The organism is Pseudoalteromonas sp. P1-11, assembly GCF_001399995.1.
GTDB lineage: Bacteria > Pseudomonadota > Gammaproteobacteria > Enterobacterales > Alteromonadaceae > Pseudoalteromonas > Pseudoalteromonas atlantica.
In genome coordinates this window covers 25445-51913 of the sequence record NZ_LJSP01000007.1, presented here as the reverse complement: position 1 = coordinate 51913, position 26469 = coordinate 25445, and the positions used below count along the sequence as shown (strand labels likewise).

The 26469-nt window shown below is 40.6% G+C and carries 26 protein-coding genes; 4 read left to right on the top strand and 22 right to left on the bottom strand.

The annotated features are described in order from the left end of the window. Positions 1-2: 2 nt before the first annotated feature. Positions 3-1007 (bottom strand): response regulator, encoded by a 1005-nt coding sequence (locus tag AN390_RS13355; RefSeq protein WP_004588116.1) that lies wholly within the window; start codon positions 1005-1007, stop codon positions 3-5. A 216-nt stretch (positions 1008-1223) separates the two neighbouring features. Here AN390_RS13355 and tpx point away from each other — a divergent pair, with 216 nt between their 5' ends. Further along, positions 1224-1811, top strand: a complete 588-nt coding sequence (gene tpx, locus AN390_RS13350) for a thiol peroxidase (protein WP_004588117.1) — start codon at positions 1224-1226, stop codon at positions 1809-1811. Between the two features lie 113 nt (positions 1812-1924). On the opposite strand, the gene adk is transcribed toward tpx, so the two are convergent. From adk to AN390_RS13300, 12 genes are all read right to left on the bottom strand, one after another. Further along, complete coding sequence (adk, locus tag AN390_RS13345) at positions 1925-2569, bottom strand: adenylate kinase (RefSeq protein ID WP_004588118.1); 645 nt, start codon at positions 2567-2569, stop codon at positions 1925-1927. Between the two features lie 182 nt (positions 2570-2751). After that, positions 2752-4665, bottom strand: coding sequence for a molecular chaperone HtpG (gene htpG / locus AN390_RS13340; protein ID WP_004588119.1), 1914 nt, complete (start codon positions 4663-4665; stop codon positions 2752-2754). Between the two features lie 145 nt (positions 4666-4810). Beyond that, positions 4811-6715, bottom strand: a complete 1905-nt coding sequence (locus tag AN390_RS13335; protein ID WP_055255009.1) for an MFS transporter — start codon at positions 6713-6715, stop codon at positions 4811-4813. Between the two features lie 266 nt (positions 6716-6981). Further along, the gene (gene recR / locus AN390_RS13330; protein ID WP_004588121.1) at positions 6982-7590 is read right to left on the bottom strand and encodes a recombination mediator RecR; all 609 of its coding nucleotides are present in this window, start codon (positions 7588-7590) and stop codon (positions 6982-6984) included. 6 nt (positions 7591-7596) lie between these two features. Beyond that, positions 7597-7923, bottom strand: a complete 327-nt coding sequence (locus tag AN390_RS13325) for a YbaB/EbfC family nucleoid-associated protein (RefSeq protein ID WP_004588122.1) — start codon at positions 7921-7923, stop codon at positions 7597-7599. A gap of 59 nt (positions 7924-7982) precedes the next feature. Then, on the bottom strand, positions 7983-10451 hold the full coding sequence (gene dnaX / locus AN390_RS13320) for a DNA polymerase III subunit gamma/tau (RefSeq protein ID WP_055255007.1): 2469 nt from the start codon (positions 10449-10451) through the stop codon (positions 7983-7985). Positions 10452-10454: 3 nt separating this feature from the next. Beyond that, positions 10455-11000: an adenine phosphoribosyltransferase gene (apt, locus tag AN390_RS13315; RefSeq protein WP_004588124.1), complete on the bottom strand. Its 546-nt coding sequence runs from the start codon at positions 10998-11000 to the stop codon at positions 10455-10457. Between the two features lie 172 nt (positions 11001-11172). After that, complete coding sequence (locus tag AN390_RS19950) at positions 11173-11295, bottom strand: hypothetical protein (protein ID WP_004588125.1); 123 nt, start codon at positions 11293-11295, stop codon at positions 11173-11175. Positions 11296-11367: 72 nt separating this feature from the next. Next, complete coding sequence (locus AN390_RS13310; protein WP_055255005.1) at positions 11368-12120, bottom strand: DUF2063 domain-containing protein; 753 nt, start codon at positions 12118-12120, stop codon at positions 11368-11370. 10 nt (positions 12121-12130) lie between these two features. Further along, positions 12131-12958 (bottom strand): DUF692 domain-containing protein, encoded by an 828-nt coding sequence (locus tag AN390_RS13305; protein ID WP_095206655.1) that lies wholly within the window; start codon positions 12956-12958, stop codon positions 12131-12133. A gap of 100 nt (positions 12959-13058) precedes the next feature. Then, positions 13059-13202, bottom strand: a complete 144-nt coding sequence (locus AN390_RS19995) for a hypothetical protein (protein ID WP_408003176.1) — start codon at positions 13200-13202, stop codon at positions 13059-13061. 2 nt (positions 13203-13204) lie between these two features. Beyond that, positions 13205-13471 carry a hypothetical protein gene (locus AN390_RS13300; protein ID WP_408003175.1) on the bottom strand — a complete coding sequence of 89 codons (267 nt, stop codon included), beginning with the start codon at positions 13469-13471 and terminating at the stop codon, positions 13205-13207. Positions 13472-13698: 227 nt separating this feature from the next. On the opposite strand from AN390_RS13300, the gene AN390_RS13295 reads away from it, so the two are divergent. Beyond that, positions 13699-14679, top strand: a complete 981-nt coding sequence (locus AN390_RS13295) for a tRNA-dihydrouridine synthase (protein WP_055255003.1) — start codon at positions 13699-13701, stop codon at positions 14677-14679. Positions 14680-14736: 57 nt separating this feature from the next. Then, positions 14737-15069: a TraR/DksA C4-type zinc finger protein gene (locus AN390_RS13290; RefSeq protein WP_004588130.1), complete on the top strand. Its 333-nt coding sequence runs from the start codon at positions 14737-14739 to the stop codon at positions 15067-15069. A gap of 4 nt (positions 15070-15073) precedes the next feature. Here the strand turns inward: AN390_RS13290 and AN390_RS13285 are convergent, their stop codons facing one another. From AN390_RS13285 to pyrC, 9 genes are all read right to left on the bottom strand, one after another. Then, on the bottom strand, positions 15074-16117 hold the full coding sequence (locus AN390_RS13285) for a hypothetical protein (RefSeq protein ID WP_055255001.1): 1044 nt from the start codon (positions 16115-16117) through the stop codon (positions 15074-15076). A gap of 63 nt (positions 16118-16180) precedes the next feature. Further along, on the bottom strand, positions 16181-17440 hold the full coding sequence (locus tag AN390_RS13280; protein ID WP_004588132.1) for a hypothetical protein: 1260 nt from the start codon (positions 17438-17440) through the stop codon (positions 16181-16183). An 11-nt stretch (positions 17441-17451) separates the two neighbouring features. Beyond that, positions 17452-18066: an energy transducer TonB gene (locus AN390_RS13275; protein WP_004588133.1), complete on the bottom strand. Its 615-nt coding sequence runs from the start codon at positions 18064-18066 to the stop codon at positions 17452-17454. Further along, on the bottom strand, positions 18066-18470 hold the full coding sequence (locus tag AN390_RS13270; protein WP_004588134.1) for a biopolymer transporter ExbD: 405 nt from the start codon (positions 18468-18470) through the stop codon (positions 18066-18068). The genes AN390_RS13275 and AN390_RS13270 overlap by 1 nt, the downstream gene beginning before the upstream one ends. 14 nt (positions 18471-18484) lie before the next feature. After that, positions 18485-19009 carry a MotA/TolQ/ExbB proton channel family protein gene (locus AN390_RS13265; RefSeq protein ID WP_004588135.1) on the bottom strand — a complete coding sequence of 175 codons (525 nt, stop codon included), beginning with the start codon at positions 19007-19009 and terminating at the stop codon, positions 18485-18487. Further along, complete coding sequence (locus tag AN390_RS13260; protein WP_004588136.1) at positions 19009-20373, bottom strand: MotA/TolQ/ExbB proton channel family protein; 1365 nt, start codon at positions 20371-20373, stop codon at positions 19009-19011. Before AN390_RS13260 ends, AN390_RS13265 begins: the two co-directional genes overlap by 1 nt. Positions 20374-20380: 7 nt before the next feature. After that, positions 20381-21151 (bottom strand): DUF3450 domain-containing protein, encoded by a 771-nt coding sequence (locus AN390_RS13255; RefSeq protein WP_004588137.1) that lies wholly within the window; start codon positions 21149-21151, stop codon positions 20381-20383. Positions 21152-22040: 889 nt separating this feature from the next. Next, positions 22041-22244, bottom strand: coding sequence for a cold-shock protein (locus AN390_RS13250; protein WP_004588138.1), 204 nt, complete (start codon positions 22242-22244; stop codon positions 22041-22043). Between the two features lie 464 nt (positions 22245-22708). Continuing rightward, complete coding sequence (gene pyrC / locus AN390_RS13245) at positions 22709-23758, bottom strand: dihydroorotase (protein ID WP_055254999.1); 1050 nt, start codon at positions 23756-23758, stop codon at positions 22709-22711. Between the two features lie 214 nt (positions 23759-23972). On the opposite strand from pyrC, the gene AN390_RS13240 reads away from it, so the two are divergent. Further along, a complete protein-coding gene (locus AN390_RS13240; protein ID WP_054983093.1) occupies positions 23973-26342 on the top strand; it encodes a GGDEF domain-containing protein in 2370 nt (789 codons plus the stop codon). Positions 26343-26469 lie beyond the last annotated feature (127 nt).

The following is a 26469-nucleotide window of genomic DNA, read 5'->3' as shown; positions in this document are numbered from 1 at the left end:
ACTTAGTCTTCTAATAGGTAAGCAACTTTGTATTTCAAAGTTTTAAGTGAATCTTCGGTAAATAACAGCATAAGATCGCAGTTAATATCGTGGTTTTCGATGCCGTAGCTTATTTCTATCGCTAAGGTTCTTTGCCAACGAGATTTATTTGATTTAACCAATTCAGATACGTCGCGATGTTGGCCAAGTACAATGGGATGACCTTGGCTAAAAGACATATCTAACTGTTTAGAAAGCCCCGTTAAAATTGAGCCTATTAAAATATTACTAATATCCATAAGTAGCTCAAGCTCAACTTTGTCGTTCAGCTCACCGTCGTAATTCATTAGTGATGCAATTTCTTTAAAGCTTGAGTCGTTTAATAAAAGTAATGCCTCGCCCGATACGCCACCGCCAATAAAGCCTTGGCACACCCCTGATGTGGCAGCATTATTGTCAATTGACTGCAGCGCCATATCCAGTTCATTAACTTCAAGCACATTCACATTCGGAATTGGCAGCTCTACAAACACATTCAAAAGCCGTGCAAGCAAATCGCCTGCTTGACCCATAGCGACATTTGTAAGCTCTTGGTATATATCGCGCACATCTGGGTCTACTTGTTCACCTAAAGAATGAGCAAGACGCTCGCGCATGGCTTTATCTTTAATGCCATGATGCTCGATAATATCGGCAAGTTTTTCAGGTGAGCAAGGTTTTTGGATAAAATCAATGGCGCCTAATTCAAGTACGCGTTGGTGCGCATTTGGCTGAATATCGCCAGATACAACCACGGTTAGAATATTAAGGCCTTGCTCTTTCATGGCCATAAGGACTTCGTAACCGTCCATTTCAGGCATGTTTAAATCAAGAAAAAGGATTTCAGGCTCGATTATTTTTAGTTTTTTGATGCAATCAACACCATCTTGAGCAAACTCTACTTTAATATCCCAGTCATCTGGTAAAGAGCGGGCTAGCTGGCGCCTCGCTAATTTTGAGTCGTCACATATTAATACGGATGTTGACATACTATCTCTCTATTATTTAACCCAATGTTGTCAATAGGCCTTATGACTTTATTAAAGATACATTTTGTAACTACATGTTAATAAAAGTTCATGCAGTTTACAATTTATATATCACAGAACTTATTATTACTTTTACAGTGATATTTAATCGCTTGGTCAGTGATATTGAGTATAATACACTCAAACCTATTGCGTTAATTTAAAAGGAAATAACCTATGGTACGCTCTCTTATTTTTGCACTAAGCACACTGGCTTTAAGCTCAGTTGGGCACGCATCACAGTACCCAGAAAACACGCTTGATGCGGGTAAGGTCTCTGCTCAGGGTAAGCCTGTCACTTTGTTAGGTAAAGGTGTAAGTGTAGGTGATAATGCGCCAAATTTTAAAGTGGTTGATGGTGGTTTTGCACCTGTAAATCTTAATGATTATAAAGGGCAAGCTGTATTAATCAGCGTGGTGCCGAGTTTAGATACAGGCATTTGTAGCTTACAAACTAAACATTTTAATGAAAAAGTAGCGACGCAATTTCCTGCTATCGCAATACTGACCATCAGTGCTGATTTACCTTTTGCTCAAAAACGCTTCTGTAATGCTGAAAACATCGACAAAGTAACAGCCCTTTCTGACTCTGTATGGCGAGACTTTGGCCAAAAATATGGCTTAATTATAAAAGATATGGGGCTACTAACTCGCGCTGTGCTTATTTTAGATAAAAGCCATACAGTGATATACAAACAGCTCGTGTCTAATTTATCTACCGAGCCAAACTACGACCCAGTAATAGAAAAGCTAAAAACGTTGTAGGTAACAGGGCGTGTTGACCTTTGGTGGTTTAATTTTAAAGTGTTAAAAGCTACTAAATACAAAAAAACCGCCCAAGGGCGGTTTTTTAATACCTAAGCTGTGTTTAGATTATATTAACCTAAAAGCTCTGCTAGTTGCTGGCTTACTGTTTCAACAGCTTGCGTACCATCAATTTTATGGTACTGCGTGTTACCTGCTTGCGCTTCAGCTTGGTAGTAATCAACCAATGGCATAGTTTGCTCATGGTAAATAGCTAAACGTTTACGAACTGTTTCTTCCGTGTCATCTGCACGAATAATAAGCTCTTCGCCTGTTTCATCGTCTTTACCTTCCACTTTTGGTGGGTTGTAAACAACGTGATAAACACGGCCAGAGCCAGGATGTACGCGACGTCCACCCATACGCTCAACAATTACTTCATCAGCAACGTCAAACTCAATAACGTGATCAACCACAACGCCATTTTCTTTCATAGCATCTGCTTGTGGAATAGTACGTGGGAAGCCATCAAGTAAAAAGCCTTGTTCGCAGTCTGGTTTAGCAATACGCTCTTTCACTAAACCAATGATGATATCGTCAGAAATTAACTGACCTGCATCCATTACTTTTTTCGCTTCTAAGCCAAGTGGTGTACCTTCTTTAATGGCTGCACGAAGCATATCACCGGTAGAAATTTGTGGAATACCGTATTTGTCCATTAAAAACTGAGCTTGAGTACCTTTACCAGCACCTGGCGCGCCCAAAAGAATAATGCGCATATCATTGTCCCCTAGTATGGATATTTATTTTAAAGCCTGAATTCTTCCACAAGCGCTGCAGATACTCAAGCAACTTATACTAATTGCCTACTTTAGAGCGCATAAAAAAAGGAAGCATACGCTTCCTTTATAATTATGGTTATATTTTAGGCTCTTTTAGCAATTAAAATAGCCTGTTAGCCTTACTTATTTAAATCAAGCATTAACTTGTTTAAACGTGTTACGAACCCGGTAGGATCTTTTAATGTACCGCGTTCAGCAAGTAAAGCTTGGTCTAGTAATACATGAGACCACTGTGCAAACTTATCTTCGTCTTGCTCATCGTTTAAGTGCTTAACTAACTGATGCTCAGGGTTAAGCTCAAACACTGGCTTAGCCTCTGGTACAGGTTGCCCTACTGACTCCATAAGCTTTTGCATTTGCGAGCTCATGTCGTTCTCATCGCTAACAACACAGGCAGGAGAGTCTGTTAAGCGATGCGTAAAGCGTACTTCTTTAACTTCTTCGCCTAGCGCTGTTTTAATGCGCTCAATTAAGCCTTCTACTTCTTTTTCAGACTCTTCTTGCGCTTTTTTTGTTTCTTCGTCGTCAAGCTTACCTAAATCAAGGTCGCCACGGGTAATTGACTGGAATGATTTTTCGTTAAACTCAGTTAAGTGGCTCATCATCCACTCATCAACACGGTCACTTAGTAATAATACTTCGATGCCTTTTTTGCGGAAGATTTCTAAGTGCGGCGAGTTTTTAGCCGCTGTAAACGAATCAGCAACTACGTAGTAAATTTTATCTTGCTCATCGTTCATACGCTCAATGTATTGCTCCAGCGATACATCTTGTGTTTCTGAGTCGGTATGCGTAGATGAGAAGCGTAACAATTTAGCAATGGCTTCTTTATTCGCTGTATCTTCTGCTGGGCCTTCTTTGATTACTTGGCCAAACTCGTTCCAAAATGTTTGGTAGTCTTCGGCTTTGTTTTTAGCCATACGCTCTAGCATTTTTAAGATACGAGACGTACACCCTTTACGAATCGCTTGCGTTACTTTGTTATCTTGTAAAATTTCGCGCGATACATTTAGCGGTAAATCGTTTGAATCAAGTAAGCCTTTTACAAAGCGCAGATAGCTTGGCATAAATTGCTCAGCGTCATCCATAATAAAGACACGTTGAACATACAGTTTTAAGCCACTTTGGCGCTCACGGTTCCATAAATCGAACGGCGCTTTTTTAGGGATATACAATAAGCTTGTGTACTCAGTTTTACCTTCTACTTTATTGTGCGCCCAGTTTAGCGGCTCTTCCCAATCATGGCTTACATGCTTGTAAAACTCTTTGTATTCTTCATCAGAAACCTCTGACTTATCACGTGTCCATAAAGCGGTTGCACGGTTAATGCTTTCCCATTCACCTGGAACTGCTGGGATTTTTTCGCCGTCTTCGCCTTCAGACTCAGGCACTTCTGCTTTATACATTTGTACAGGCGTAGAAATATGATCTGAGTATTTAGTAACGATGCTACGTAAACGGTATTCATCCGCGTATTCTTTTTCTTCTTCACGCAGGTGTAAAATGATATCCGTACCACGGCCTTCTTTTTCAATTTCTTGTAACGTGTACTCACCTTCACCTTGTGATTGCCACTCGTACGCTTGTGTTTCACCCGCTTTACGCGTGCGCACTGTCACTTCATCAGCCACAATAAATGCCGAGTAAAAACCAACACCAAATTGACCAATTAATTGCGAGTCTTTACTTTGGTCACCGGTTAAGTTTTTGAAAAACTCAGCAGTACCCGACTTAGCAATAGTTCCTAAAGAGCTAATCACTTCTTCACGCGTCATACCAATACCATTGTCAGAAATGGTAATTGTGTTCGCTTCTTTATCTGCGCTGATACGTACACGTAAATCGGCATCACCTTGGTAAAGGTCGCCATCAGAAAGCGCTAAAAAGCGTAGCTTATCGGCGGCATCTGATGCATTTGATACAAGCTCACGTAAAAATATTTCTTTATTCGAATATAACGAATGAATCATTAAGTTTAATAGTTGTTTTACTTCTGTTTGAAAGCCTAATGTTTCTTTTTGTGCTGCAGTCATTTATGTATCTCCAATTAGCAAAGTGTCTGCGTTATGCACTTAATATGGGGTGAGGTGGAATAACTTCAAGGGAAAAATTTAAAAAAGCAGCTTTTGCGCTGACATAAATAAAAAGCCACATAAAAATGTGGCTTTTAGGGTTAAACTACGGTGTATTTTTAGCGTGCTGGGCTTTTAAAGCGCTGACTTGTTCGTGTAAATAATTAGCACTTACCTGCTCAGCTTCAATCGGCTCTCCCACACTCACCGATACTAAAGACCATTTAAGGCGTGGTAGTTGCCACTTGGCTTTACGGCTAAACATACTGCCCCACAAGCCACCTAAGTGAACGGGCACAACAGGCACAGGTGTGCGCGCTATAATGCGCTCAATGCCCCGCCTAAACATGTCCATTTCACCATTACTTGTTAGTTTTCCTTCAGGAAAAATACCAACTAACTCACCGCGTTCAAGCGCTGCGGCAACCTCATCAAATGCTTTTGCAAACGCCTTTGGGTTGGCTTTTTCGCTATCAATTGGAATAGCTTTTGCCATTTTAAATAGCCAATGCAGCGCTTTTGAGTAATAAATGGGAGCAAACACCATAAAGCGTATAGGCCTAGGCGAAGTGGCTAAAATAAACATCCAATCTACAAAGCTTACATGGTTAGCTACAATAACGGCTGCGCCTTCGCTTGGAATATTTTCATGCCCTTTTGTGTGCACGCGATACATGCATATGGCTAAAATATAGATAACAAAGCGCAAGAAAAATTCCGGTACCTTAGTGTAAATATAAATAGAAATAAGCAAATTAAGCCCCGCCAAAAGCAATAGTAACGACGAAATATGCCACTCTAAAACAGAGAGCGTTACAATACTTAATATGGCACTGCCAACCATAAAGAGCGCATTAAGCACATTATTAGCAGCAATCACCCGTGAACGACTTGCCTCCTCGGTACGCTGTTGAATAAGCGCATACAGCGGCACAGTATAAAAACCGGATGCAATACCAATACCTACCATCCAAACAAAATGCCATACCATGTCGCCTGTATTGAGTACTTGTTTAAGCGTTAATAAATTTTCAGTGGGCACGATATATTCACTAATAGCCGGCTCTTGGCTTAATAAATACAAAAATAGCGTAATTAAAATAGCGCCAAAAGGTACAATGCCCAGCTCAATACGTGAGCGCGAGAGCTTTTCGCACAACAAAGACCCCACGGCAATGCTTAGCGAAAACACCACCAGCGCACTGGTTACCACGAGTTCATCGCCACCCATTACATGCTTAACGTAATTAGGTAATGCCGTTAAAATAACCGCGCCTATTAGCCAAAACCAGCTTATACCCAACACCGATTTACCAACCGATTCTGTTTGAGCATTAAGCGCTTTAAATACATTTTTAGTGGATGAAAAAATATTATAGGTAAAGTGCAAATTAGGATTATTGGCTTGGCTTATAGGAATAAAGCGGCTACTGAAAAAGCCAAGTACCGCAAGTATCAGCACGGCAATACTAATAATTGTTGGACCTGTTGTTTGAGTAATGTAATAGGTGCCAAAAATAGTACCAATTAAAATAGCTACAAAAGTGGCAGACTCAACCAAACCATTGGCTTTTGTTAATTCGTTAGGTGCCACATGCTGCGGTAATATTGAATACTTAAGCGGGCCAAAAAAAGTACTTTGCAAGCCCATAAAAAACACGGTGGTCAGCATTAGCCACACATATTGCGTAAAAATAGAGGCTGCGCCAATAACCATAATCGGTATTTCGCAAAATTTAACAAGCCGGATCAGCTTTGATTTTTCTGTTTTTTCGGCTAATTGCCCCGCCATTCCTGAGAATAAAAAAAACGGTAATATAAATAAGCCCGCTGCAAGGTTTGAATACAGCGCACCATCGCCAAGGGTTGCAGCTTGAAACACTAACAATATAAGCACGGATTGCTTATACACATTATCATTCATAGCCGACAAAAACTGCGTTACAAATAGCGGTAAAAAGCGCTTACTGCTGAGTAAACCGCCTTTATTGTCGTGTTTATTATTTTGCATAGTACTCCTTACTAATCAGATAAATTCCTGATGTTTTTATAGCAACTTGAGCGATATTTTTAAGGCGCGTGAGCCGTGCAACTATCACGTTATCTAGTTGTTGTTAGTCAATAATTTATAACACAACGTCGCCAAGTTTAACTCATTTATTAATTTAATATGATTACCGGCAAACCCACACACGTTATACGGTAATTAAATAGCAAACACAAAAAAGCCCACATATTTTACTATGTAGGCTTTTAAAACGATTTCAGATAGTTGTGTTAGTCCTGCATAACCGCTCGGCGGCCACTAAATGCATGCATTAACGTTGTGCCATCTACTAAATCAAGCTCGCCACCAACAGGTATACCATGCGCTATACGCGAGGCCCCTACTTTATATTTATGGCAAAGCTGGGCAATATAATGTGCAGTGGTTTCGCCCTCAACCGTGGGGTTGGTAGCTAAAATCACTTCGTTAATACCGCCGTGCGAGAGCTTTTGTTCAAGTATATCAAGGCCTATTTCTTTAGGGCCAATACCGTCAATTGGCGATAAATGCCCCATAAGTACAAAATATAAACCAAGGTATTGGCCTGTTTGCTCTATTGCCAACACATCGGTAGGCGATTCAACAACACACAGCACACCACTGTCTTGGCGTTTTGTACTTAAGCAAATATCACACTGCGCTTGCTCAGTAAAAGTGCGGCACGACTGACAATGCCCAACCGCGCCCATGGCTTTGGTCAATGCGTTACCAAGTTGAGTACCGCCTTTACGATCGCGCTCTAATAAATGAAACGCAATGCGCTGAGCCGATTTAGGACCAATACCCGGTTGGCAACGTAGCGCTTCTATAAGCTGCGTTAAACTATCTGAAAGTTGCATATTTGCTTAAAACGGCATTTTCATACCTGGTGGTAATTGCATACCGCCAGTTACTTTGCCCATACGCTCTTGCGTTTCGTCAGCAACGCGGCGAACAGCATCGTTACATGCTGCAGCAAGTAAATCTTCAATCATGTCTTTGTCGTCTTCCATAAGGCTTTCATCAAGCTCAACACGACGCACGTTATGATTACCAAGCATGGTTACTTTTACAAGGCCTGCGCCGGCTTCGCCAACAACTTCCATTGTCGCGATTTCGTCTTGGGCTTTTTGCATGCGCTCTTGCATTTGCTGCGCTTGCTTCATCATGTTACCCATTCCACCTTTAAACATAATTTTCTCTCTTTCTTTTAAACTCTAGTTGTCATGAAGATAAGGGCGATTGTATTTAATTACAATGCCTGAATACTGTTTTCGTCTATTTCGGCGCTAAATAGCTGCTGAAATTGTACTATGTTTTCATCAGATGTGATCACATCTATTGCTTGCTGGTGTCGCCCTGCATCTATTTTTTGCTGAATTAAATAAGGCGAGTCAATCACCCCTTTTGCAAAGTTAATACTCAGCGATACGTTATGCCCGTAAATGCTTGATAACGCCGCATCGAGCTTTTGCCTAAGCATGGGCGTATCTAAGTGTTTTTGCGATTCATCCACGTCAATATGTAAACTGTCGCCTTGCTTGGTAAAAATCGAGTGTAATGCAAATTGGCGCATTCGCCCACCAAGCCCCATACGCTTAATTAAATAAGCCCACTCATCTTGCTGATGCGCAAATTTAATCTCGCTAATTGGGCTTTGAAAATCATCTGGGACCGGTATAGCGGGCTCTTGCTCTATTACCTCAGGCTTTTTTTGCGGGTTAATTTGCTCAAGCAGCTCAGGCGCTAAGTTTTCAGTAATTGTTTGATGCTTTTCTTTAAAATCAACCTTACGCGCTGGCTGGCTTTGCGTTACTGGCTCAGCTGGCGTTTGGCTCCCTGTTACTGGGAGCGTTGGCTTTTTTTCGCTATCGCCTTGCGCATGGTCATGCCATGGCGGTGAATCGTTTTGTGACTCACTCGCTTGCGGGCTTGTATTATGTGGCTTTGCTTTGCTGTTAGGCGTAGCTTGGGCAGGTGTTTTTGGTGTTTGCGCTTGCTCAGGGGTATTTACACTCCCCCCTGAAAGCCTGCCTGCCCCCGATATATTTCTATCCCGCAAAATTCGCGCAATTGCTGATTGTGCTTGAGCTTCTTGTTCACGCACACTGCTATCTTTAGCATCGGCGTTTTCAGGCGCGGGTTGTGTGTGTTGCGCTACAGGTGCAGGGTTATAACCTTGATCCACCGCACTGCTCATAACATCATCAAATTGTGCAGCTAAGCTTTGCTCCATATTACTGTGTTGCAGATAAGCATCGTCTTCACTTTGGCGCTCAGCAGCATCGTCACTCTTAGTAAAGTGCTCACTTTGCTGCACAGGGCTCGGTATATCGTTTTGCGGGCTTTGAGCCGCAGGTGATACGCTGTTGCTGTGTTGCTCACTTGGCGAGCGTGTTAGCTGCTCTGTGGGCGGTTGCTCTACTGGTTCATCAATTGTTTGGCTTTGCGCAGTGCTTTGGTTTTGGCTTTTCTCAACCATTGCTTGCGGAGCAGGGATTTCGTCTTGCGATGGTGTTTTATTTTTATTTAATATATCACGCAGCGCATCGGCACGGCCTTTACTACTGGTAGGCGCAGACGTGGCTGCACTTGGTGTGACACTAGGCTCAGGAAGCGATTGAGCAAGCGTTGTACCTGCAGATTCAAATGCTAATAAACGCAGCATTATCATTTCAAAGCCTAAACGAGGCTCTGGCGCCCATTGTAAGTCTTTTTTACCGTTTAATAGTAACTGGTAATAAACCTGTATTTGTTGAGCCTGGGTGTGCTGTGCAACATGACTAACATAATCGGCGTTTTTATCATCAAGTTGCGCTGCTTGCGGGACAAGCTGAGTTAATTGAATAAGGTGAGTTAATGCAATTAAATCATCAAGTAGTGCAATATAGTTAGGATTACGGCTCGCTACTTGGGCTATTTCGTCCATCAGTGCGCCACCATCTTGTGCTAACAAAGCAGCAAGCAAACTTTGGCTGTAATGGGTGTCCATTAAACCAAGCATAGCTTGTACGGCTTGATTGTTTATGTCGCCGTTGGTTTGCGCAATAGCTTGATCTGTTAAGCTCAACGCGTCACGCATACTGCCATCGGCGGCTTTTGCAATAATACTTAGCGCATCTTTATCAAAATTTAATTCCTCTTGAGTAAGGACATGCTCAAGCTGAGTTTTAATTTCGCTTTGCGAAAGTGCATTTAAGTTAAACTGTAAACAGCGCGATAAAATGGTAACAGGTAACTTTTGCGGATCAGTGGTTGCTAGTAAAAATTTCACATGCTCTGGCGGCTCTTCTAACGTTTTTAATAACGCGTTAAAGCTATGCTTAGAGAGCATGTGTACTTCATCTATTAGGTATACTTTGTAACGTCCACGCGTGGGTGCATATTGAACGTTATCAAGAATTTCACGAGTATCTTCTACTTTGGTGCGAGAAGCGGCATCGATTTCAAGTAAGTCAATGTATCGCCCTGCTTCTATATCAGTACAACTGCTACATTGCCCACATGGAGATGCCGATATACCCTCATCACAATTTAAGCTTTTAGCAAAAATACGCGCAATGGTCGTTTTACCCACACCACGGGTTCCAGTGAATAAATAAGCGTGATGCAGTCTATTTTGCGTTAGCGCATTAACAAGCGCTTGCTTTACATGAGACTGGCCAACCAATTCATGAAAGGTTTGCGGACGCCATTTTCTCGCTAGAACCTGATAACTCATCAATTACTCGCCTTCAAACTCAACCAGTTTTAAGATTTTAATACCCATTTTTTCTATACGCTGCTCACCACCAAGCTCTGGTAATGAAACAACAAACGCTGCATCAGTGGCTGTGCCGCCTAATTTTGCAACTAGCTTTGCTGTGGCTTCAATTGTGCCACCGGTAGCTAATAAATCGTCAACTAATAATACTTTGTCGCCTGGGACAATAGCATCAACATGAAGCTCTAATGTGTCTTCACCGTATTCAAGTAGGTAATCTTGGCGAATCACTTCGCGTGGTAGCTTGCCTGGCTTACGAACAGGAATAAAAGGGATCCCTAACGCGTAAGATAGCGGTGCACCAAAAATAAAGCCGCGAGATTCTGTACCAATAATTTTTGTAAAGCCTTGGTTTTTATATTCGTTTATAAAAGCATCGATTGTTGCTTTAAAGGCTTCTGGATTTGCCATTAGTGTTGTTACATCACGAAACATAATGCCTGGTTTAGGATAGTCGGCAATGGTTGCGATACTGTTTTTAATAATAGCGGGTGTTACTTGAGTCATAAGTTTAATTGCTCAATAGTTTATATTTCAAAGCAGCTGATTATAACCTTAACTGACGTTAAAATGCGAGTTTGCTGTTATTAATACCGAGGTGGTTTGAAAATTATAAGGGTGGAGGAAGAAAAGAAGCTTAAGGCTGATATAAACAACAGCCTTTATAGAGCAAGGAGCTTTAAGTTAGGCTTGTGATCCAGCCCAAAATCGCATTTAAACAGCCAATACCCACAAAAACTGCTAAAAAAGCAATAAAGTAAGTAGCGTTAAACGGATCTTTAAAGTCTTTATCATCTGACATTGGTATAACCTTTTTTTAAGCACGACAAATAAGGCTGCCATGATAGACGAAGTAAAAACATCTATAAAGACCTTAATGTTGATTTTTTGTCACGATAATACCGCGCTCGCACATTGCATTAAGCGTACTTAACGCACCATGCGCAATTTGTTGTTCGCTAAAATTAGGCGCGTGGACTAAAACCTGCTGGCATACACTTTCAAACTCAATGCCCGCATTGGATTCTATTATTGAAAGTAGCAAGGCGGTCATTGCATTTGTGGCTAAAAACTGTACGTCGTCGTTATCATCTCTGTATACAACAAAGTAATTAGGCTGCTCAGATGGCGTGCTGGGTTTATATTCTGTGCTGATATTTTGCACCGCATATTGGTAGCTTAAATTACGCGCTACACTCGATAAGTAAAGTGCAGAACTGGTTAGTTCAGTGCTTTTTAAGCGTTGCTCGTTGGTATCTTCATTAGCCACGGAAACATCAAGCTCTATCCACTCATAATGTGCCAGCTCCAGCATAAATGCATAATCGTACTCTTGCAGGGTATAGCTGCTCGATAAGTAATTAATAAACTCCCCTGCTATGTCTAAAAAGTAAGGCGACTTACAGTCATGCTCACTAAAAAAAGCCCTTATTAATTTTTGCCATTGCTGCTGTGTATATAAAGTTTTAAGCACCGGAAAACCAGATGAGATGAACCCTGCAATATTATTAAAAAATAAGTCACGGTAAATCGCCATGCGTCTATCTTCAATATCGTTAGGCTTTGGGTTATGCTCAGGCTCACGTATGTGCGCCATAAACTCATTTTGGCTGTCAATAAAGCTCATATTTATTCCTTTATGCTAATTGCTGAGTAGGCGATGCGCATAACTGCTTATTTTGTAAATCGTGAATAATATCAAGCTCTTTTGTTAGTGTATTTATACTTGGAATATTAAAATCACGCTCTAATAAGGTAGGAAACACCCCATGCGCTTGGTACGCTTTATCAAGCAAGTCCCATACGGGGTCAATAACATCCGCGCCGTGGGTATCAACAATTAAATCATCGGCTTCATTGTAGTGCCCAGCTACGTGCCCATATGCAATGCGTTTTGAAGGTAACCCTAATAAAAACGCTTCGGCGTTGTAACCATGATTAATTGAATTAACATAAATATTATTTACATCAAGCAGTAGCTTACAATCAGCTTGCTCTAAAATCGTGTTTGTAAATTCAAGCTCAGATAACTGCTGGCCAGGCGCCGCATAATAAGAGACATTTTCGATGGCTATTTGGCGCTCTAAAATATCTTGCACTTGTTTGATGCGAGGTACAACGTGTGCAATGGCATCTTCAGTAAAAGGGATTGGCATTAAATCGTACATATGCCCTTTGCCAGAGCAGTAGCTTAGGTGCTCACTGAATAGTTTAATGTTGTGCTGATCAAAAAACGTTTTTAGCGATTTAACAAATTCAATATCAAGAGGTTCAGGCGAGCCGATAGAAAGCGATAAACCATGGCAAACAAAATTATTGGCGTCAGTTAAGGTTTTAAATTGTTTTTTAAAGCGCCCTCCCAGCTTAAGCCAGTTTTCAGGCGCTACTTCCATAAAATCAATTTGCTTTGGTGTATGCGCTAGTAGTTCATCAAGCATCTCTCGACGAAGACCTAAGCCCACCATCCCAAATGCTGAGTTTTGTGTTGCTCTCATCATTATCTCCTAAAACAAAAAGGGCCTTTTGGCCCTTTTAGCATAACGTATATCTGAGTAAATCAGGTACTTAAATCAGCCTGTTATTGGCCGCCACATTTGCCTTCGCCGCATTTACCTTCTTTTTTACCTTTTGCGTCGCCACCACATTTACCTTCGCCGCACTTACCTTCTTTTTTGCCTTTTGCGTCGCCACCACATTTACCTTCGCCACATTTACCTTCTTTTTTGCCTTTTGCGTCGCCGCCACATTTGCCTTCGCCGCACTTGCCCTTCGCCGCACTTACCTTCTTTTTTACCTTTTGCGTCGCCGCCACATTTGCCTTCACCGCACTTACCTTCTGCCGCATCAAGCTGGTATCCGCTTACTAGCTGTTGAAATTCAAATGGGTTTGCTTGTGCATCTGCAGAGGCAAAACTTGCAGAGCCAACAACTACTGCACCTAAGGTTAACGCGATTGAGTTTTTCTTTACTGTATTCATTGTATGACTCTCTTATATAAGTGTGTATTAAGATAACGCAAACTAATTATTGTCAATTATGCGTTGCTTGTATAATTAAATAGACCCGCTATCAAATAAAAACTTTCATTTATTTTCATTTTTTTTACTTTTAAATTTATACAAACAAATATGGGCAGTAATTTAAGTTTTATCAAACCATACTTTGCAGGTACACTACGCACCCGTTTTTTCAATAAAAATACTCTATGAAACTTGTTTTAGCGCCTATGGAAGGTGTTGTTGATTTTAAAATGCGCCAACTTCTTACCAATATTGGTGGCTTTGACCTATGCGTAACAGAATTTGTTAGAGTAATTGATAAATGTTTACCGGCTAAAGTGTTTCATCGCTATTGCCCTGAGCTCAATAATAACGGTTTAACCAAAGCCGGTACTCCTGTGCGCGTACAGTTATTAGGGCAAGTGGCCGACGTATTAGCAGAAAATGCGGTTAGAGCTATCGAATTAGGCTCCCACGGTATAGATCTTAATTTTGGCTGCCCTGCAAAAACGGTAAATAAAAGCCGCGGGGGCGCTGTACTGCTAAAAGACCCTGATCATATGTATGACATAATCAAAGCAGTAAGGGATGCGGTAGATACTAAACATCAAGTAAGCGCTAAAATACGCTTGGGCTTTGATGATGATAGCAATAGCCAAGAAATTGTAGATGCCGTTGTAAGCGCAGGTGCAGATAGTATTGCAATACATGCCCGTACTAAGCGTGATGGTTATAACCCACCTGCATACTGGGAAAAAATCCCCCCGCTAATAAAAGGTAAAAACATAGCCGTGGTTGCCAACGGTGAAATTTGGCAAGTGGAAGATGCCCTACTTTGCCAATCCCGAAGCCAGTGTAGCGATTTAATGCTAGGGCGCGGTGCGCTTTCTCACCCTGATTTAGCGAAAAAAATTAAAGCTCATGTTAATAATGAACAATATAATGGCCTAGAGTGGGAACATATAATTTATCATTTGATTCACTCTGCTATTCATCAAGACCCCACACAAGATGAAAAATATTTTGCCTCTCGTACTAAACAGTGGCTGGGTTATCTAAAACGCCAATACCCACAAGCTAATGCACTATTTGATGAAATAAGACGTCTTAAAGTAAAAGGTGATGTAGCCCAAGTTTTAAAAAAATACGCTAAGTCTCCGCAACTTGATTCAAATCATAGCGTATAAGCAGCGCAGCTCAGATAATACTGGTATAACGAAACGCTAAATGAAGGTTATACCAATATGCTTTATCAGCAACAACTGCACAGTGAAATAGCACACGTTAAATCAGTAATATTAGCGATGCTGAGCCAATCAGCACACCCTGCCCATCTTAAGCTACGTGACGTTATATTAACTAGCCAGCATAACGAATGGCTTGACACTGCCACCTACCACTTAGGTCCTGAATATCAAACTTTAGTTAATAGGCTGACAGAATTAGAAGCGGCAATAAGCCAAATTGATATTGGTCAATACGGCTATTGCTGCGATTGTGAAGAAGCAATTTCTGAGCGGTTACTTAAAAAAGACCCTGCAACACAGCGCTGTGAAATGTGCGCTAAGCGCACATAAGCGTTTAAAGTGTTAATAGTTGCTCGGCAAAACTAAAAGCGTGGCCTGGGTAAAGCACACTATCTTCAACTAAATACTGCGCATCGCGCTGTGAAATAGCTAATCGTTTTACTAAGTTCACTTTTGCCTGAGATAAAGTCCATGCATGGTAGTGTATACCTACATCAGTTTCCATTAGCGCAAGCATTAGCCTTTTATCTTCTGGGCTCAGCTGGCTGTTTTTAGCCATAGCTGGCAACAGCATGTAATCAGTTTGCCAATCAATCCCTTTTACTTTTGGCGCCTGGCTTAAATATTGGCTAATAAACGAAGTACTATGATGCTCGTTATAGCTCAAATTAGGTGCAGTGTGCGAGTTCATTTGAAGATGCTGATTAATAGTATCAACCCATTGCAAAGGCGACTTAACTGCCCCACTGAAGTAATTTAGTTTACTTTGATACCATTCACTGCCATTAGCAAGTCCACGTAAGCCAATGCTTCCCCTTGGTTTGTATTGGGCCAAGTAATCATTAAACTCTGCAATCTGGGCTTTTAAATCGTTTGCGCTAGATTGTTTTAATAGTGGCGTTTGTAAGTAGCCCTGCAGGAGGTTTAATTCAACCTTGTTTAATCTCAAATTGCTTTGCAGCGCACTATCTAATTGATCTTGAGTGAACTTAAGCCACTCAATTACCTCGTTAGCCTTAGTATTTTGCATTTGCGCTGATAATAGGTTCTCTAACACATTGACCTGTGCAGGCCAGCTGAAAAAGCGCTCAGGAAAGCGCTCAGCAATAATTAAGTAATTTAGCTGCTGTGTTTGCGCATTTGAAAGAGTCATTGTTTGTAGGCGCTGATACATCTGATGACGAAGCGATAAATACGCTGAGGAAAAAGGCAGTACTTGTTCAGTGGATACACTTGCAGTGTCCGCAGGCTTAAGCGCCGTGTTTAAACTTTTAATACTCTGCTGCGCAGCATCATAAGATTCAAAAGGCAGTGGTTGTTTTGAACAAGCAACCAAAAACAGACTAAATAGGACAGACAAAAGATGCGTTTTATTCATTATAAATTCCAATAAAAAAAGCCCCAAAGGGGCTTTTTATATAATTGCTAAAACAAATTAAAGTTAAATTTTAACACCGTTGCGAGCGGCTTTATCTTTAATAAATGTAGACCAACCTTTAGCAAACTTACGTGTGCGTGGGTCGTCCATTGCTTTAGTAATAGCAGCATAAGCTTGCTTGTATTTAGCTTGGTAGTAGTACGCTTCAGCTAAATCTGAATAAATGGTGCCTTTTTTGTCAGAGCCAAGCTCTAACGCTTTGTTCAAACGAACAACAGCAGCACTAAAGTTCTCAGATTGTAAAAGTAACGATCCTGCTTTGCGGTAAAGCTCTGCATCGTCGTCAAATTTAGCAGCTTCTTCGTAGTACTTAGCAGCTTTTTCGATGTCTTTAGAACGGTGGTAGTTACTAGCAATTGCGTTAACATTTTGCTTAGTACGCTTAACTTTGTCTTCTTTAATCGCATTTTCAAGGGTTTTAGCCGCTTTAAATGGAATTTCGTTTAAAGAGTAAAAGTTAGAAAGTACTTTGTAATCTACTTCCGCTTCAAAATAGCCATTTTTGAATGCTACTTCCATGGTCGCTAGACCTTTAGAGTAGTCTTCGGTTTGTAGGTAGTATTTACCTAAACTAACCCAGGCTTTTTTGTCATCTGGCCAAACTCGTACAATCTCTTCACCAATTTTCACCATGTTGGCGTAGTCTTTAAGTTCAAAGTAAGAACCTAATTTTAATTGGTAAGGGGCCTTGTTAGGCTCCTTTTGTAAAGAGATTGCCTTGTCGGCAGGTTTAAAAACATCACGAAACTGACCTAACTGATAGTTAGCTTGCGCGATACGAGTATACACTTTAGGGTCTTCTTCGCCGGTGAAGTCCATCCAAGCTGTATAAGCTTTTTTGGCTTCTTGGAACTTTTCAGTACCTGCGTATAAATCACCTAATAGCTTTAAAGTTTGCTCGTGATCTGCGAAGTTTAAAATATCAGGGGCAACAGCTTGTCTAGAGTATTTAATCGCTTCATCGTACTTCTCTTTTTGCGCGTACATGCTACCTAAGTAACGATTTACAGTCGCTTTATCGAAGTCGTTAGATGCGTCAATCTCTTTTAACAAGGCAATTGCTTCATCAATTTTGTCTTCATTGTACAAGTCAAACGCTTTAATTACCTTTTTACCAGTACGCTCGCCCATGATTTTAGTCTTGGCTTTTTTACGCTCTTCAATTTTAGCGTAATCCGGCGCTGCTAATACAGGTGCAGTTATAGCTGCACCTGACACAGACATAAGAATTGCAAGAGCAGTTACTTTAGATAAATTTCTCATTACTCGCCTCCTTAGCCTTGGTTAAGTTTAAAGTCTAGTTGAACTTGTAAACCAACTTGTTTCTGTGGTTTACCGTCAATAATTTTAGGACGGTATTTCCACTTGCGTAATGCACGTTTAGCTTCACGGTCAAAGATACGTTTTGGTTCTGCGTCAATAACTTGAACGTCAGTCACACCACCTAACTCATCAATTGTGAACGAAAGTTGTACCCAACCTTCTTTACCATCACGCGCTGCTTGCGTTGGATATTTTGGTTCAATACGAACGATAGGTGTCGCATCACCATCTCGTCCAAATGCACCTGGACCACTTAGTCCACCAGCCGAACTTCCTACATCAATGCTACCCATGTTAAATGACATAGCACCAGGGTTAGGATTGTTATTCTCCGGCTGTGGCGGCTGCGGTTTAGGCGGCTGCTTTGGCGGTGGCGGAGGCGGAGGCGGAACACGCTTCCTCTCCTGCACCTTAGATTCAGGCGGATTCGTCATTATTTCGACTATGATCTGCTCTTTTTGTTCAGTATTACGGTCAGCCCCACCAGAGATGAGGTAAGCCATGAAGTAGAACAAGCCGAAAGTAACTGCCCCACCTGCAATCAGTGAAAACAGAAAACGAATCATTACTGATCTCCAGCTATTGAAATTCTCAGGTTGTCACCTGTCGCTTTGATCTGGTCCATAACTTTAACCACTACGCCGTGCTTTGCTTCTTTATCAGCTTGCAAAATCACAACATCAGTAGGTTGTTCTGCTAATAAACTTTCGATTTTTGCTGAAACACGTTCAACATCAACTTGCTGTTTATCAATCCAGATAGCACCATCACTGCGAATAGCAACAAAAATGTTAGCATTTTTTTGCTTCGTAGCTTGGGCCGCTTTAGGTTTATTGACCTCGATACCAGCCTCTTTAACGAACGATGTAGTTACGATAAAGAAAATAAGCATGATAAATACGATGTCAAGCATTGGCGTCATATCTACCGCTGCTTCTTCTTCTTCACGAAAACGTTGTTTACGTGCCATATTTAATTCTCTCTCTAGTGATGAGGCATGCTATCTACAAGTTTGGCTTTCACCATTCTCGCTCTTGCCTCAAGGCGTGAGCTAAAGAAAACTCCAGATAGTGCCGCAACCATTCCAGCCATTGTTGGGATTGTTGCCATTGAAATACCTGATGCCATTAAACGTGCATTACCAGTACCTTGGGTTGCCATGGTTTCGAAAACCGCGATCATACCCGTTACAGTTCCAAGTAAGCCTATTAAAGGACAAACAGCTACTAATGTTTTAATCAACAACATACGCTGATCTAATTTTTCAGACGCTTCAGAAATCCATGCTTCACGGATTCTGTGTGCGTACCAAGACGTAGTGTCTTGGCGGGCATCCCACTTTGCTACAATATCCTTCGTTAAACGAGGAAATTCAGCAAGTAGGAACCAATAGCGCTCAATCATTAAAACCCACATAAGAAAGAGTGCTATCGCGACCACGTATAATACCTGGCCGCCTGTGCCAACAAAATCCCTGATAGATTCCCATATCTCCATCAGGACTAGCATTAGGCTTTCTCCTTCTCCGCGTGAGTAGCAACGATACCCGCGCTTTGCTCATCAAGGATATGTAATACTGACTTACTACGACCTGCAACAATTGAATGAAGTAGGATAAGTGGTAGTGCAGCAATTAGACCTAGCGCTGTAGTTACAAGAGCTAGAGAGATGTTACCAGCCATGATCTTCGGATCGCCCGTACCGAACAATGTGATTGTTTGGAACGTTAAGATCATACCGATTACTGTACCTAGTAGACCAAGTAACGGTGCGATTGCAGCAAGAATCTTGATGATGTTAATACCAGCTTCAACACGTGGCGTTTCACGTAAGATAGCTTCATCAAGTTTAAGCTCAAGGTTTTCAACGTCTTGGCTCTTGTTGTCATGGTACACTTTAAGAATACGACCCAGTGGGTTGTTTGTATTCGGTGTAGACAAGTTTTTAAGCTGAGACTTGATCTTAGAAGTAGTAAGCGCTAAGTCAACGAAACGTACTAAGAAGATTAGTAGACCAACAGCTAATAAAACTGTGATGATGTAACCAACTTCAGCACCTTGCTCGTAGTATTCCATAAGCGTTTTCTTCTGCGTGTTGATACGTAAGATTGCACCACGAGTCGGGTCAATGTATACGCCAGCGTAATTGTCAGAAGAAGTACCTTCAAGAGCAGAGATACCATCTAAAATGTAGCTATCAGGTTGTTTACCTAAAGGCTGAATAGATTTTGTCTCTGGCGAGTAGATTAAGTAACCTTCGTCAGTAACTAAGTTAAAGTTACCAATACGTGTTACTTGCTTAACTGTAGAGTTGCCGTCAAGACCTGATACTTCAGTTTCAAAAGTAGAAACTTTTGCTGACTCAGTCATTTCTGTTTGAAGTGCAATCCAAAGTTCTTCAAGTTCACGAACTGTTGGAAGCTCTTTAGCAGCTGCTAATGAACGAAGTACTTCTGCACGGCCTGGCTTTTCAGCACTTACTAGTGAAGCTTCGATAGAACCGATAGCGTCTTGCGCTGCACGACGTACAACACCAAACATTTCACCAAGAGTACCTTGTGCGTTTTGAAGCGCTTGCTCTTTTTCAGCTAATGTATTTTCGTTTTGTGCATATTGCTTAGCTAAGCTGTCACCGCGTGCTTTTTCAGACGCTAATTGGCTTTTTGCTTTGTTAAGTAATGCTTGCTTGTCAGCACGTTCTGATAAGAACTCTTGCTCACGTTGCTTATTGATTTTACCTTCAGAGATACGTTCTTGCTTTACTTGCTCAAGAATTTTATCTAAAGCATCAGTATTTGCATGTGCATTAAGCGCGGTACCTGCAGAAACAGATAGTACTGCTGCAACAGCAAAACCTTTAAATAGTTTCTTCATTATTCGATTACTCCGCGCCAAAGATTGGTAGTTTAACAAGTTCTAGTGTCGCTTGCTTACGCGCCATACGAATCACTTCTTTAACTGGTTTTAGGTATTCTTCACCTAATTCTTTCCACTCTTTAGTGTTGTTGTCCCACACCCAAGCGTGTTTTAAGTCAAAAGATTGTGCTACGTAAGTGATACGACCTAAACGACCGATATCAACGTTAATGTTTTTACCATCAACTTCTAAAGTACCTTGAGAAGCAGTTACAGCCGAGCTGTAAGCAGTTTCAACTGTGTATGCTTCAAGAACTTGGCGGAATTTCTCAGACGTCGTTACAGACGCAGAAGCCATGATTTCACGAAGTCTTTCTACACGAGCAAGACGAGAATCAAGATTGAACGGAACGTCCGCTTTGATGAATTGCTCAAGCGTATCGATCATGCGATACATCAAAGGCACAACGTTTTGTTTAGTGTTGTCGATAGTAGCGATTTGACGGTCAAACGATTCGATTGACGCATTTTGGTCAGCGACCAAACGTGCTACGTGATCGTTGTACACTTTCATAAGTTCAGTCTCATCAACAATACTACGGTACTCAGCGATTAGCTCTTGAGTTTGACCGTATACGTTGTCAATTTTAGTTTGAGACTTAACAGCAGCCTTTTGAATTTGCTGACCTGCTTTTTGCACGTCATTCAAAGGATCTGCAATCACATTGCTGCTTGCAAATGCAAAAGCGCCAACCAACGCAGATGCTACAAGACTCTTTCTGATTTTAACAGACATAGTTCCCAACCAATTAAGTAATGTTACTTTTATAATTTAATTATCAACCTTATTAAGGATGACAACCCTGATATCTTTTAATAGATATCAACCCTCCAATAATGCTAAATGCAATACGCCCTGTCAACTTGATGTTAGCTATTCTAAGTAAATAAATACCTTGAAAAAGCTAAAACTAAAGTATTAAAAAAAATACTGTTAACATAAATGCAACTAGCATTAAGCCGTTTTAGCATTATATAGCCCCTTTAAAATTAAACACTAGTTAAAAATTAGACACTTACATGAAACAAAAATGCAACATCTAAACAAAACTGAATTGCACCTTAAAAAAAAACAAAAATAATAAAAATGTGACAATTTGATGAACTAGATTTGGTTAAATTAGGTTAAAAACACATCTTAACTTGCAAATCCTGCGCTTCATCGTATAAAAATACAACAATTCGAAAGTGGTTTTGAGATGATGTATAAATATTACTGCATTTAAGTTAATGGCTTTCACTTTGCTAAGCCCAAGTTAAGCCTTATTAAAGCCTGTAAAACACTCAGTTAATTACACGGTTTTTTAATACACACTATGCGTGTGGTAAATATATTGCTTAAGCTTAGTGAAAGTATACAGATTATGAGCTGTTAGTGTATTGAAGCGGCGTTGCTATTAAATAGGGTTTATTAACTATTTAAATGGCAAATATGTTAAACGTGTTTGAAGCTATAGCAAGAAGTAAAATTTAAACGTTTGACTGTATTAAGGAGTGTAGAAACGGTATTAGGGTGTGTAAAAACAATATTAGGGAATGTGTAAACAATGGGGGAAGATTTTGAGGAATTATGGTGAAACAGAAAACTGCTTCACCAAGATGAACTAAGGTTCACATAATTAAAATTATGCTACTTCTACGTTCTCAGCTTCAGGGCCTTTTTGACCTTGTTTGATGCTGAAAGTCACTGCTTGACCTTCGCTAAGAGTGCGAAAACCAGAACCAGTGATTGCGCTGAAATGTACAAACACGTCAGGACCATTTTCTTGTTCAATGAAACCAAAGCCTTTAGCTTCGTTGAAAAATTTTACTTTACCAGTAACCGACATACTAAATTTTCCTGTAAGTCAATAATTAAAATTCAGCCATATTATTATGGCTATATCCTCCCTGAGTCAGTGCCCAAAATTCTGGAGGTATAGTACAGGAACAAGTTTTAACCTAACCGGTAACCTTAAACGCAGCACAATATCCGTAAATTCAATACGCAAAAACTCAAAGCAAGTTAAGGTTAACACATTATTTTTTTTTTGGCTCTATTAATTAAGATTTATTTACTCAGAACAAAAATAAATAAAGCATTATATGTAAGTGTTTATTTTTAAAGCTAAAATTGAACAAAAAACGACAGCTTTTTTACTCGTAATTGTAACAATTCATGTATAACAGCTTAGCTTAACAAATAAAGTACCTCGTAAAGAGCGTTAAAACTCGCGTAAAGATTGAATTTCAAGCAAATAAAAAGCCGTACAGCAAGCTATACGGCTTTAATACAATGCTAATTTAAAGCAGTTTACTTAACCTGCCAGTCAATCGTAGCTTCTGCTTTAATAGGCACAACTTGTGAGTCACCAAGCGTGTAATTTGCGGGGACTTGCCAAGGCCTTTTCTCTAGGGTAATTGTATCGGTGTTACGGGCAAGGCCGTAAAAGTCAGGCCCAAAATGGCTTGCAAAGCCCTCAAGTTTATCCAGTGCGCCTGCCTCTTCAAAGGCTTCGGCGTAAAGTTCAATCGCAGCATGTGCTGTATAGGCGCCGGCACAACCACATGCCGCTTCCTTTTTATCTTTATAATGTGGTGCTGAGTCAGTCCCTAAAAAGAACTTTTTATTTCCACTTATAGCTGCCGCCATTAACGCTTGTTGGTGAATATTGCGCTTTAAAATAGGTAAACAGTAATAATGCGGACGTATGCCACCAGCTAACATGTGATTACGGTTGTACAATAAGTGATGCGCGGTAATGGTTGCCGCCACATTTTGCGGCGCGGCTGTTACAAAATCAACGGCGTCTTTTGTCGTAATGTGTTCTAGCACTATTTTCAGATTTGGAAAATCAGCGACAACATCGCCTAAAATCGTCTCTAAAAATACTTTTTCACGGTCAAAAATATCTATTGATGAATCAGTCACCTCACCATGTACTAATAACAGCATGCCCACGTCTTGCATCGCTTCTAATACAGGGTAAATATTCTTTACTGATGTAACCCCTGAATCTGAGTTAGTGGTTGCCCCTGCTGGGTACAACTTGGCAGCAACAATTTTACCCGTTGCTTTGGCTTTTTTAATTTCTTCAGGTGTGGTTTTATCTGTTAGGTAAAGCACCATTAAGGGTTCAAAGTTGCCCTGCGGCCCCGCTGCCATAATTCGCTCTCGATAAGCTAGCGCTAAATCAGTGCTCGTTGCTGGCGGTACAAGGTTTGGCATTATGATGGCGCGGCCCATGTAGCGGCTAATATCACGTACTGTATCTTTAAGTTGCTCACCATCACGTAAATGGACATGCCAATCATCAGGACGAGTTATGGTTAATGTGTTTTTTGAATCGGTATTAATGCTCATTACTTTTTTCCACGGCTGAATTTATCCGATCATAGGCATATGGAAAGACCTAGTAAAGTGTTATCTAAACTATTGACCTCTATGAGTGCTGCAAAATACTATTGGGTTTAAGTTTAACGACGATTACACCCGTTTAAGCGTTTTATTTTGAACATGCTTTAAATTTGGGTTAACTTAACAGTGCTAACATAAATAAAAAGAATAAAATTACCCTATGTCGAATCATATCGATACCTATAAAGCGCTCGAAGTTAAAACTGAACAACTGAGCATAATAAATCAGTTTTCCTCAAGCTTATTACAACTCGATACCCTAGAAGAGTTATTTGAGTATGTAACCACTCAAGTAGTAAACCGCCTTGGGTTTGTTGATTGTGTTATTTACCTGGCTGATGAAACACGTTTACAGCTAAATCAAGTCGCTTCTATGGGCATAACCCACGCCAGAGACGAATACCAAGCAGAGCGTAAAATTATTGGCTTTAACGAAGGTATAACCGGTTATGTCGCCCGTACAGGCACAGCTATTATTATTGGCGATGTTACGCAAGACCCTCGCTACATTGCTGATGAGCGCCCTGCTCAATCAGAGTTATGTGTGCCACTTATATACAAGGATCATGTTTTAGGTGTTATTGATTGTGAACATCCAATAAAAAACTACTTCACAAACGCCCATCTAGAAATATTAACCACGGTTGCGCATTTATTAAGTGCTAAGCTAAACCAAGTAAACACGGTCAATAGCTTAACGCACACAGTAAAACAGTTAAATGATGCCCAAAAGCTTGAAAACAGCTTACTGCAAATCGCTAATTTAACGTATAAAGCCAGTAACCTAGATACCTTTTTTGAAGCTCTTCACAGCATAATAAATAGCTTACTTCCTGCAGATAACTTTTTTATTGCCCTTTACGATAAGCAAGTAGACATACTCGATTTGGTTTACATCGTTGAAGAAGGCATTCAAACGCACGCACACAAAAAAATATCAAAAGAGCAATTAAAAGACACAGCTTCGTATTACCTACTGAAATCAGACCGTGTACTGCTATTAAATCAAAACGATTATCAGCAACATATAAATAACGGCGACTTTAAACTTGTTGGCCGTCTTTCTGAATCCTGGCTAGGTGTGCCTTTTAAAGCAAATGATAGAATAAGCGGTGTAATTGTTGTTCAAAGTTACGATAAAAAGCTGCATTACAACGAACACGACAGCGCCCTTTTAACCTACGTAAGTAGGCAAATTAGTATGGCCATAGATAGGCAGCTTGCAAGGCAAGAGCTTGAACACAAAGCATTGCATGATGAGCTAACAGGCCTCGCTAATCGCTCGTTACTCATTGAGCGTATTAAACATGCAATTTTGCGTTTATCGCGTGTTAAAAAAGGCACGAGCCATGCCTTGCTATATTTAGATTTTGATCGATTTAAAAGTATAAATGATTCGCTTGGGCATGAGGTTGGCGATCATTTTTTAATTAAAATTTGTGAGCTCATAAAAGGCACCGTCAGAAACACCGATACGTTTGCACGCCTGGGTGGCGACGAATTTGCTATTTTTATGGAAAACATCACGCACCGAAACCAGGTTAGCGAAGCGCTAAAACGAATAAACACAGCCCTTGCTAAGCCACTTAATGTGGATAGTCATTTATTGCAAGCATCAACCAGCATTGGCATCGCCTTTAGTGAAAGCAGCGACGATAAAGCCTATTTGCTATTACAGCAAGCCGATGCCGCTATGTACGAAGCTAAATCAAGCGGGCGTGGCCAAGTTAAGTTTTTTAATAACACCATGCGTAAAAAGCTCAAAACACATGCCGATATAGAAAACGACTTACAACACGGCATTGAACACAACGAATTTGAGCTTTATTTTCAGCCTATTTTTACTATAGCGACAAGCGAAGTTGTCGGCTTTGAGGCACTAGTAAGATGGCACCATCCTAAAAAAGGGTTTGTGCCACCAAATGAGTTTATTCCGATAGCCGAAACCACCGGGCAAATTATTAACCTCGATTTGCACTTGCTTGACCTCGCTGCACAACATATTGCGCACTGGCACACATTAGGGCATCGCTTTTTAAAAGTAACGGTCAATGTGTCATCGCGTCATTTTGCCAGCCTCGACTTTGTTGCCCAAGTTCACGCATTGTATAACAAATACCAACTGCCTTTAGGGTCATTGTGTTTAGAAATCACTGAATCAGGGCTTATTGCTAACCTTGATTTAGCAACCCAAATAATAGAAGGGCTTGCCCCACTTAAAGTGAAGTTATGCTTAGATGACTTTGGTACTGGATACTCAGCACTTGGTTACTTACACCAATTACCTATTCATATTTTAAAAATAGATAAAAGCTTTATCGATCACCTCAACAAAACCAATAACCCGTTAGTAGAGGCCATTCTCTCATTAGCGCAGTCACTAAACTTTGAAGTTGTGGCTGAGGGAATCGAAACCCAAGAGCAACTAAATATTTTACAAGCCACTCAATGTAATTACGGTCAAGGCTTTTTAAAGTCAAAACCGGTTACAGCACAACACGCCATTAAGCTTATCCACAAACCCCTGTAGTAGCTGTTATCCAAAGGCTTACTTTTTCACAACCAAAAAGGTGTAAAAAGTAAGCCCCGTAATACCCATTCGTTTATTTAAGCGCTCAGTTTTAAAGCAATAAAAACATATTATTACTGTTTAAGCT

Bases quoted from the DNA above. Each gene is read 5' to 3' on its own strand.
- AN390_RS13355 (WP_004588116.1), bottom strand. From the start codon at position 1,007: ATGTCAACATCCGTATTAATATGTGACGACTCAAAATTAGCGAGGCGC.
- tpx (WP_004588117.1), top strand. From the start codon at position 1,224: ATGGTACGCTCTCTTATTTTTGCACTAAGCACACTGGCTTTAAGCTCA.
- adk (WP_004588118.1), bottom strand. From the start codon at position 2,569: ATGCGCATTATTCTTTTGGGCGCGCCAGGTGCTGGTAAAGGTACTCAA.
- htpG (WP_004588119.1), bottom strand. From the start codon at position 4,665: ATGACTGCAGCACAAAAAGAAACATTAGGCTTTCAAACAGAAGTAAAA.
- AN390_RS13335 (WP_055255009.1), bottom strand. From the start codon at position 6,715: ATGCAAAATAATAAACACGACAATAAAGGCGGTTTACTCAGCAGTAAG.
- recR (WP_004588121.1), bottom strand. From the start codon at position 7,590: ATGCAACTTTCAGATAGTTTAACGCAGCTTATAGAAGCGCTACGTTGC.
- AN390_RS13325 (WP_004588122.1), bottom strand. From the start codon at position 7,923: ATGTTTAAAGGTGGAATGGGTAACATGATGAAGCAAGCGCAGCAAATG.
- dnaX (WP_055255007.1), bottom strand. From the start codon at position 10,451: ATGAGTTATCAGGTTCTAGCGAGAAAATGGCGTCCGCAAACCTTTCAT.
- apt (WP_004588124.1), bottom strand. From the start codon at position 11,000: ATGACTCAAGTAACACCCGCTATTATTAAAAACAGTATCGCAACCATT.
- AN390_RS19950 (WP_004588125.1), bottom strand. From the start codon at position 11,295: ATGTCAGATGATAAAGACTTTAAAGATCCGTTTAACGCTACTTACTTT.
- AN390_RS13310 (WP_055255005.1), bottom strand. From the start codon at position 12,120: ATGAGCTTTATTGACAGCCAAAATGAGTTTATGGCGCACATACGTGAG.
- AN390_RS13305 (WP_095206655.1), bottom strand. From the start codon at position 12,958: ATGGTGGGCTTAGGTCTTCGTCGAGAGATGCTTGATGAACTACTAGCG.
- AN390_RS13300 (WP_408003175.1), bottom strand. From the start codon at position 13,471: ATGAATACAGTAAAGAAAAACTCAATCGCGTTAACCTTAGGTGCAGTA.
- AN390_RS13295 (WP_055255003.1), top strand. From the start codon at position 13,699: ATGAAACTTGTTTTAGCGCCTATGGAAGGTGTTGTTGATTTTAAAATG.
- AN390_RS13290 (WP_004588130.1), top strand. From the start codon at position 14,737: ATGCTTTATCAGCAACAACTGCACAGTGAAATAGCACACGTTAAATCA.
- AN390_RS13285 (WP_055255001.1), bottom strand. From the start codon at position 16,117: ATGAATAAAACGCATCTTTTGTCTGTCCTATTTAGTCTGTTTTTGGTT.
- AN390_RS13280 (WP_004588132.1), bottom strand. From the start codon at position 17,440: ATGAGAAATTTATCTAAAGTAACTGCTCTTGCAATTCTTATGTCTGTG.
- AN390_RS13275 (WP_004588133.1), bottom strand. From the start codon at position 18,066: ATGATTCGTTTTCTGTTTTCACTGATTGCAGGTGGGGCAGTTACTTTC.
- AN390_RS13270 (WP_004588134.1), bottom strand. From the start codon at position 18,470: ATGGCACGTAAACAACGTTTTCGTGAAGAAGAAGAAGCAGCGGTAGAT.
- AN390_RS13265 (WP_004588135.1), bottom strand. From the start codon at position 19,009: ATGCTAGTCCTGATGGAGATATGGGAATCTATCAGGGATTTTGTTGGC.
- AN390_RS13260 (WP_004588136.1), bottom strand. From the start codon at position 20,373: ATGAAGAAACTATTTAAAGGTTTTGCTGTTGCAGCAGTACTATCTGTT.
- AN390_RS13255 (WP_004588137.1), bottom strand. From the start codon at position 21,151: ATGTCTGTTAAAATCAGAAAGAGTCTTGTAGCATCTGCGTTGGTTGGC.
- AN390_RS13250 (WP_004588138.1), bottom strand. From the start codon at position 22,244: ATGTCGGTTACTGGTAAAGTAAAATTTTTCAACGAAGCTAAAGGCTTT.
- pyrC (WP_055254999.1), bottom strand. From the start codon at position 23,758: ATGAGCATTAATACCGATTCAAAAAACACATTAACCATAACTCGTCCT.
- AN390_RS13240 (WP_054983093.1), top strand. From the start codon at position 23,973: ATGTCGAATCATATCGATACCTATAAAGCGCTCGAAGTTAAAACTGAA.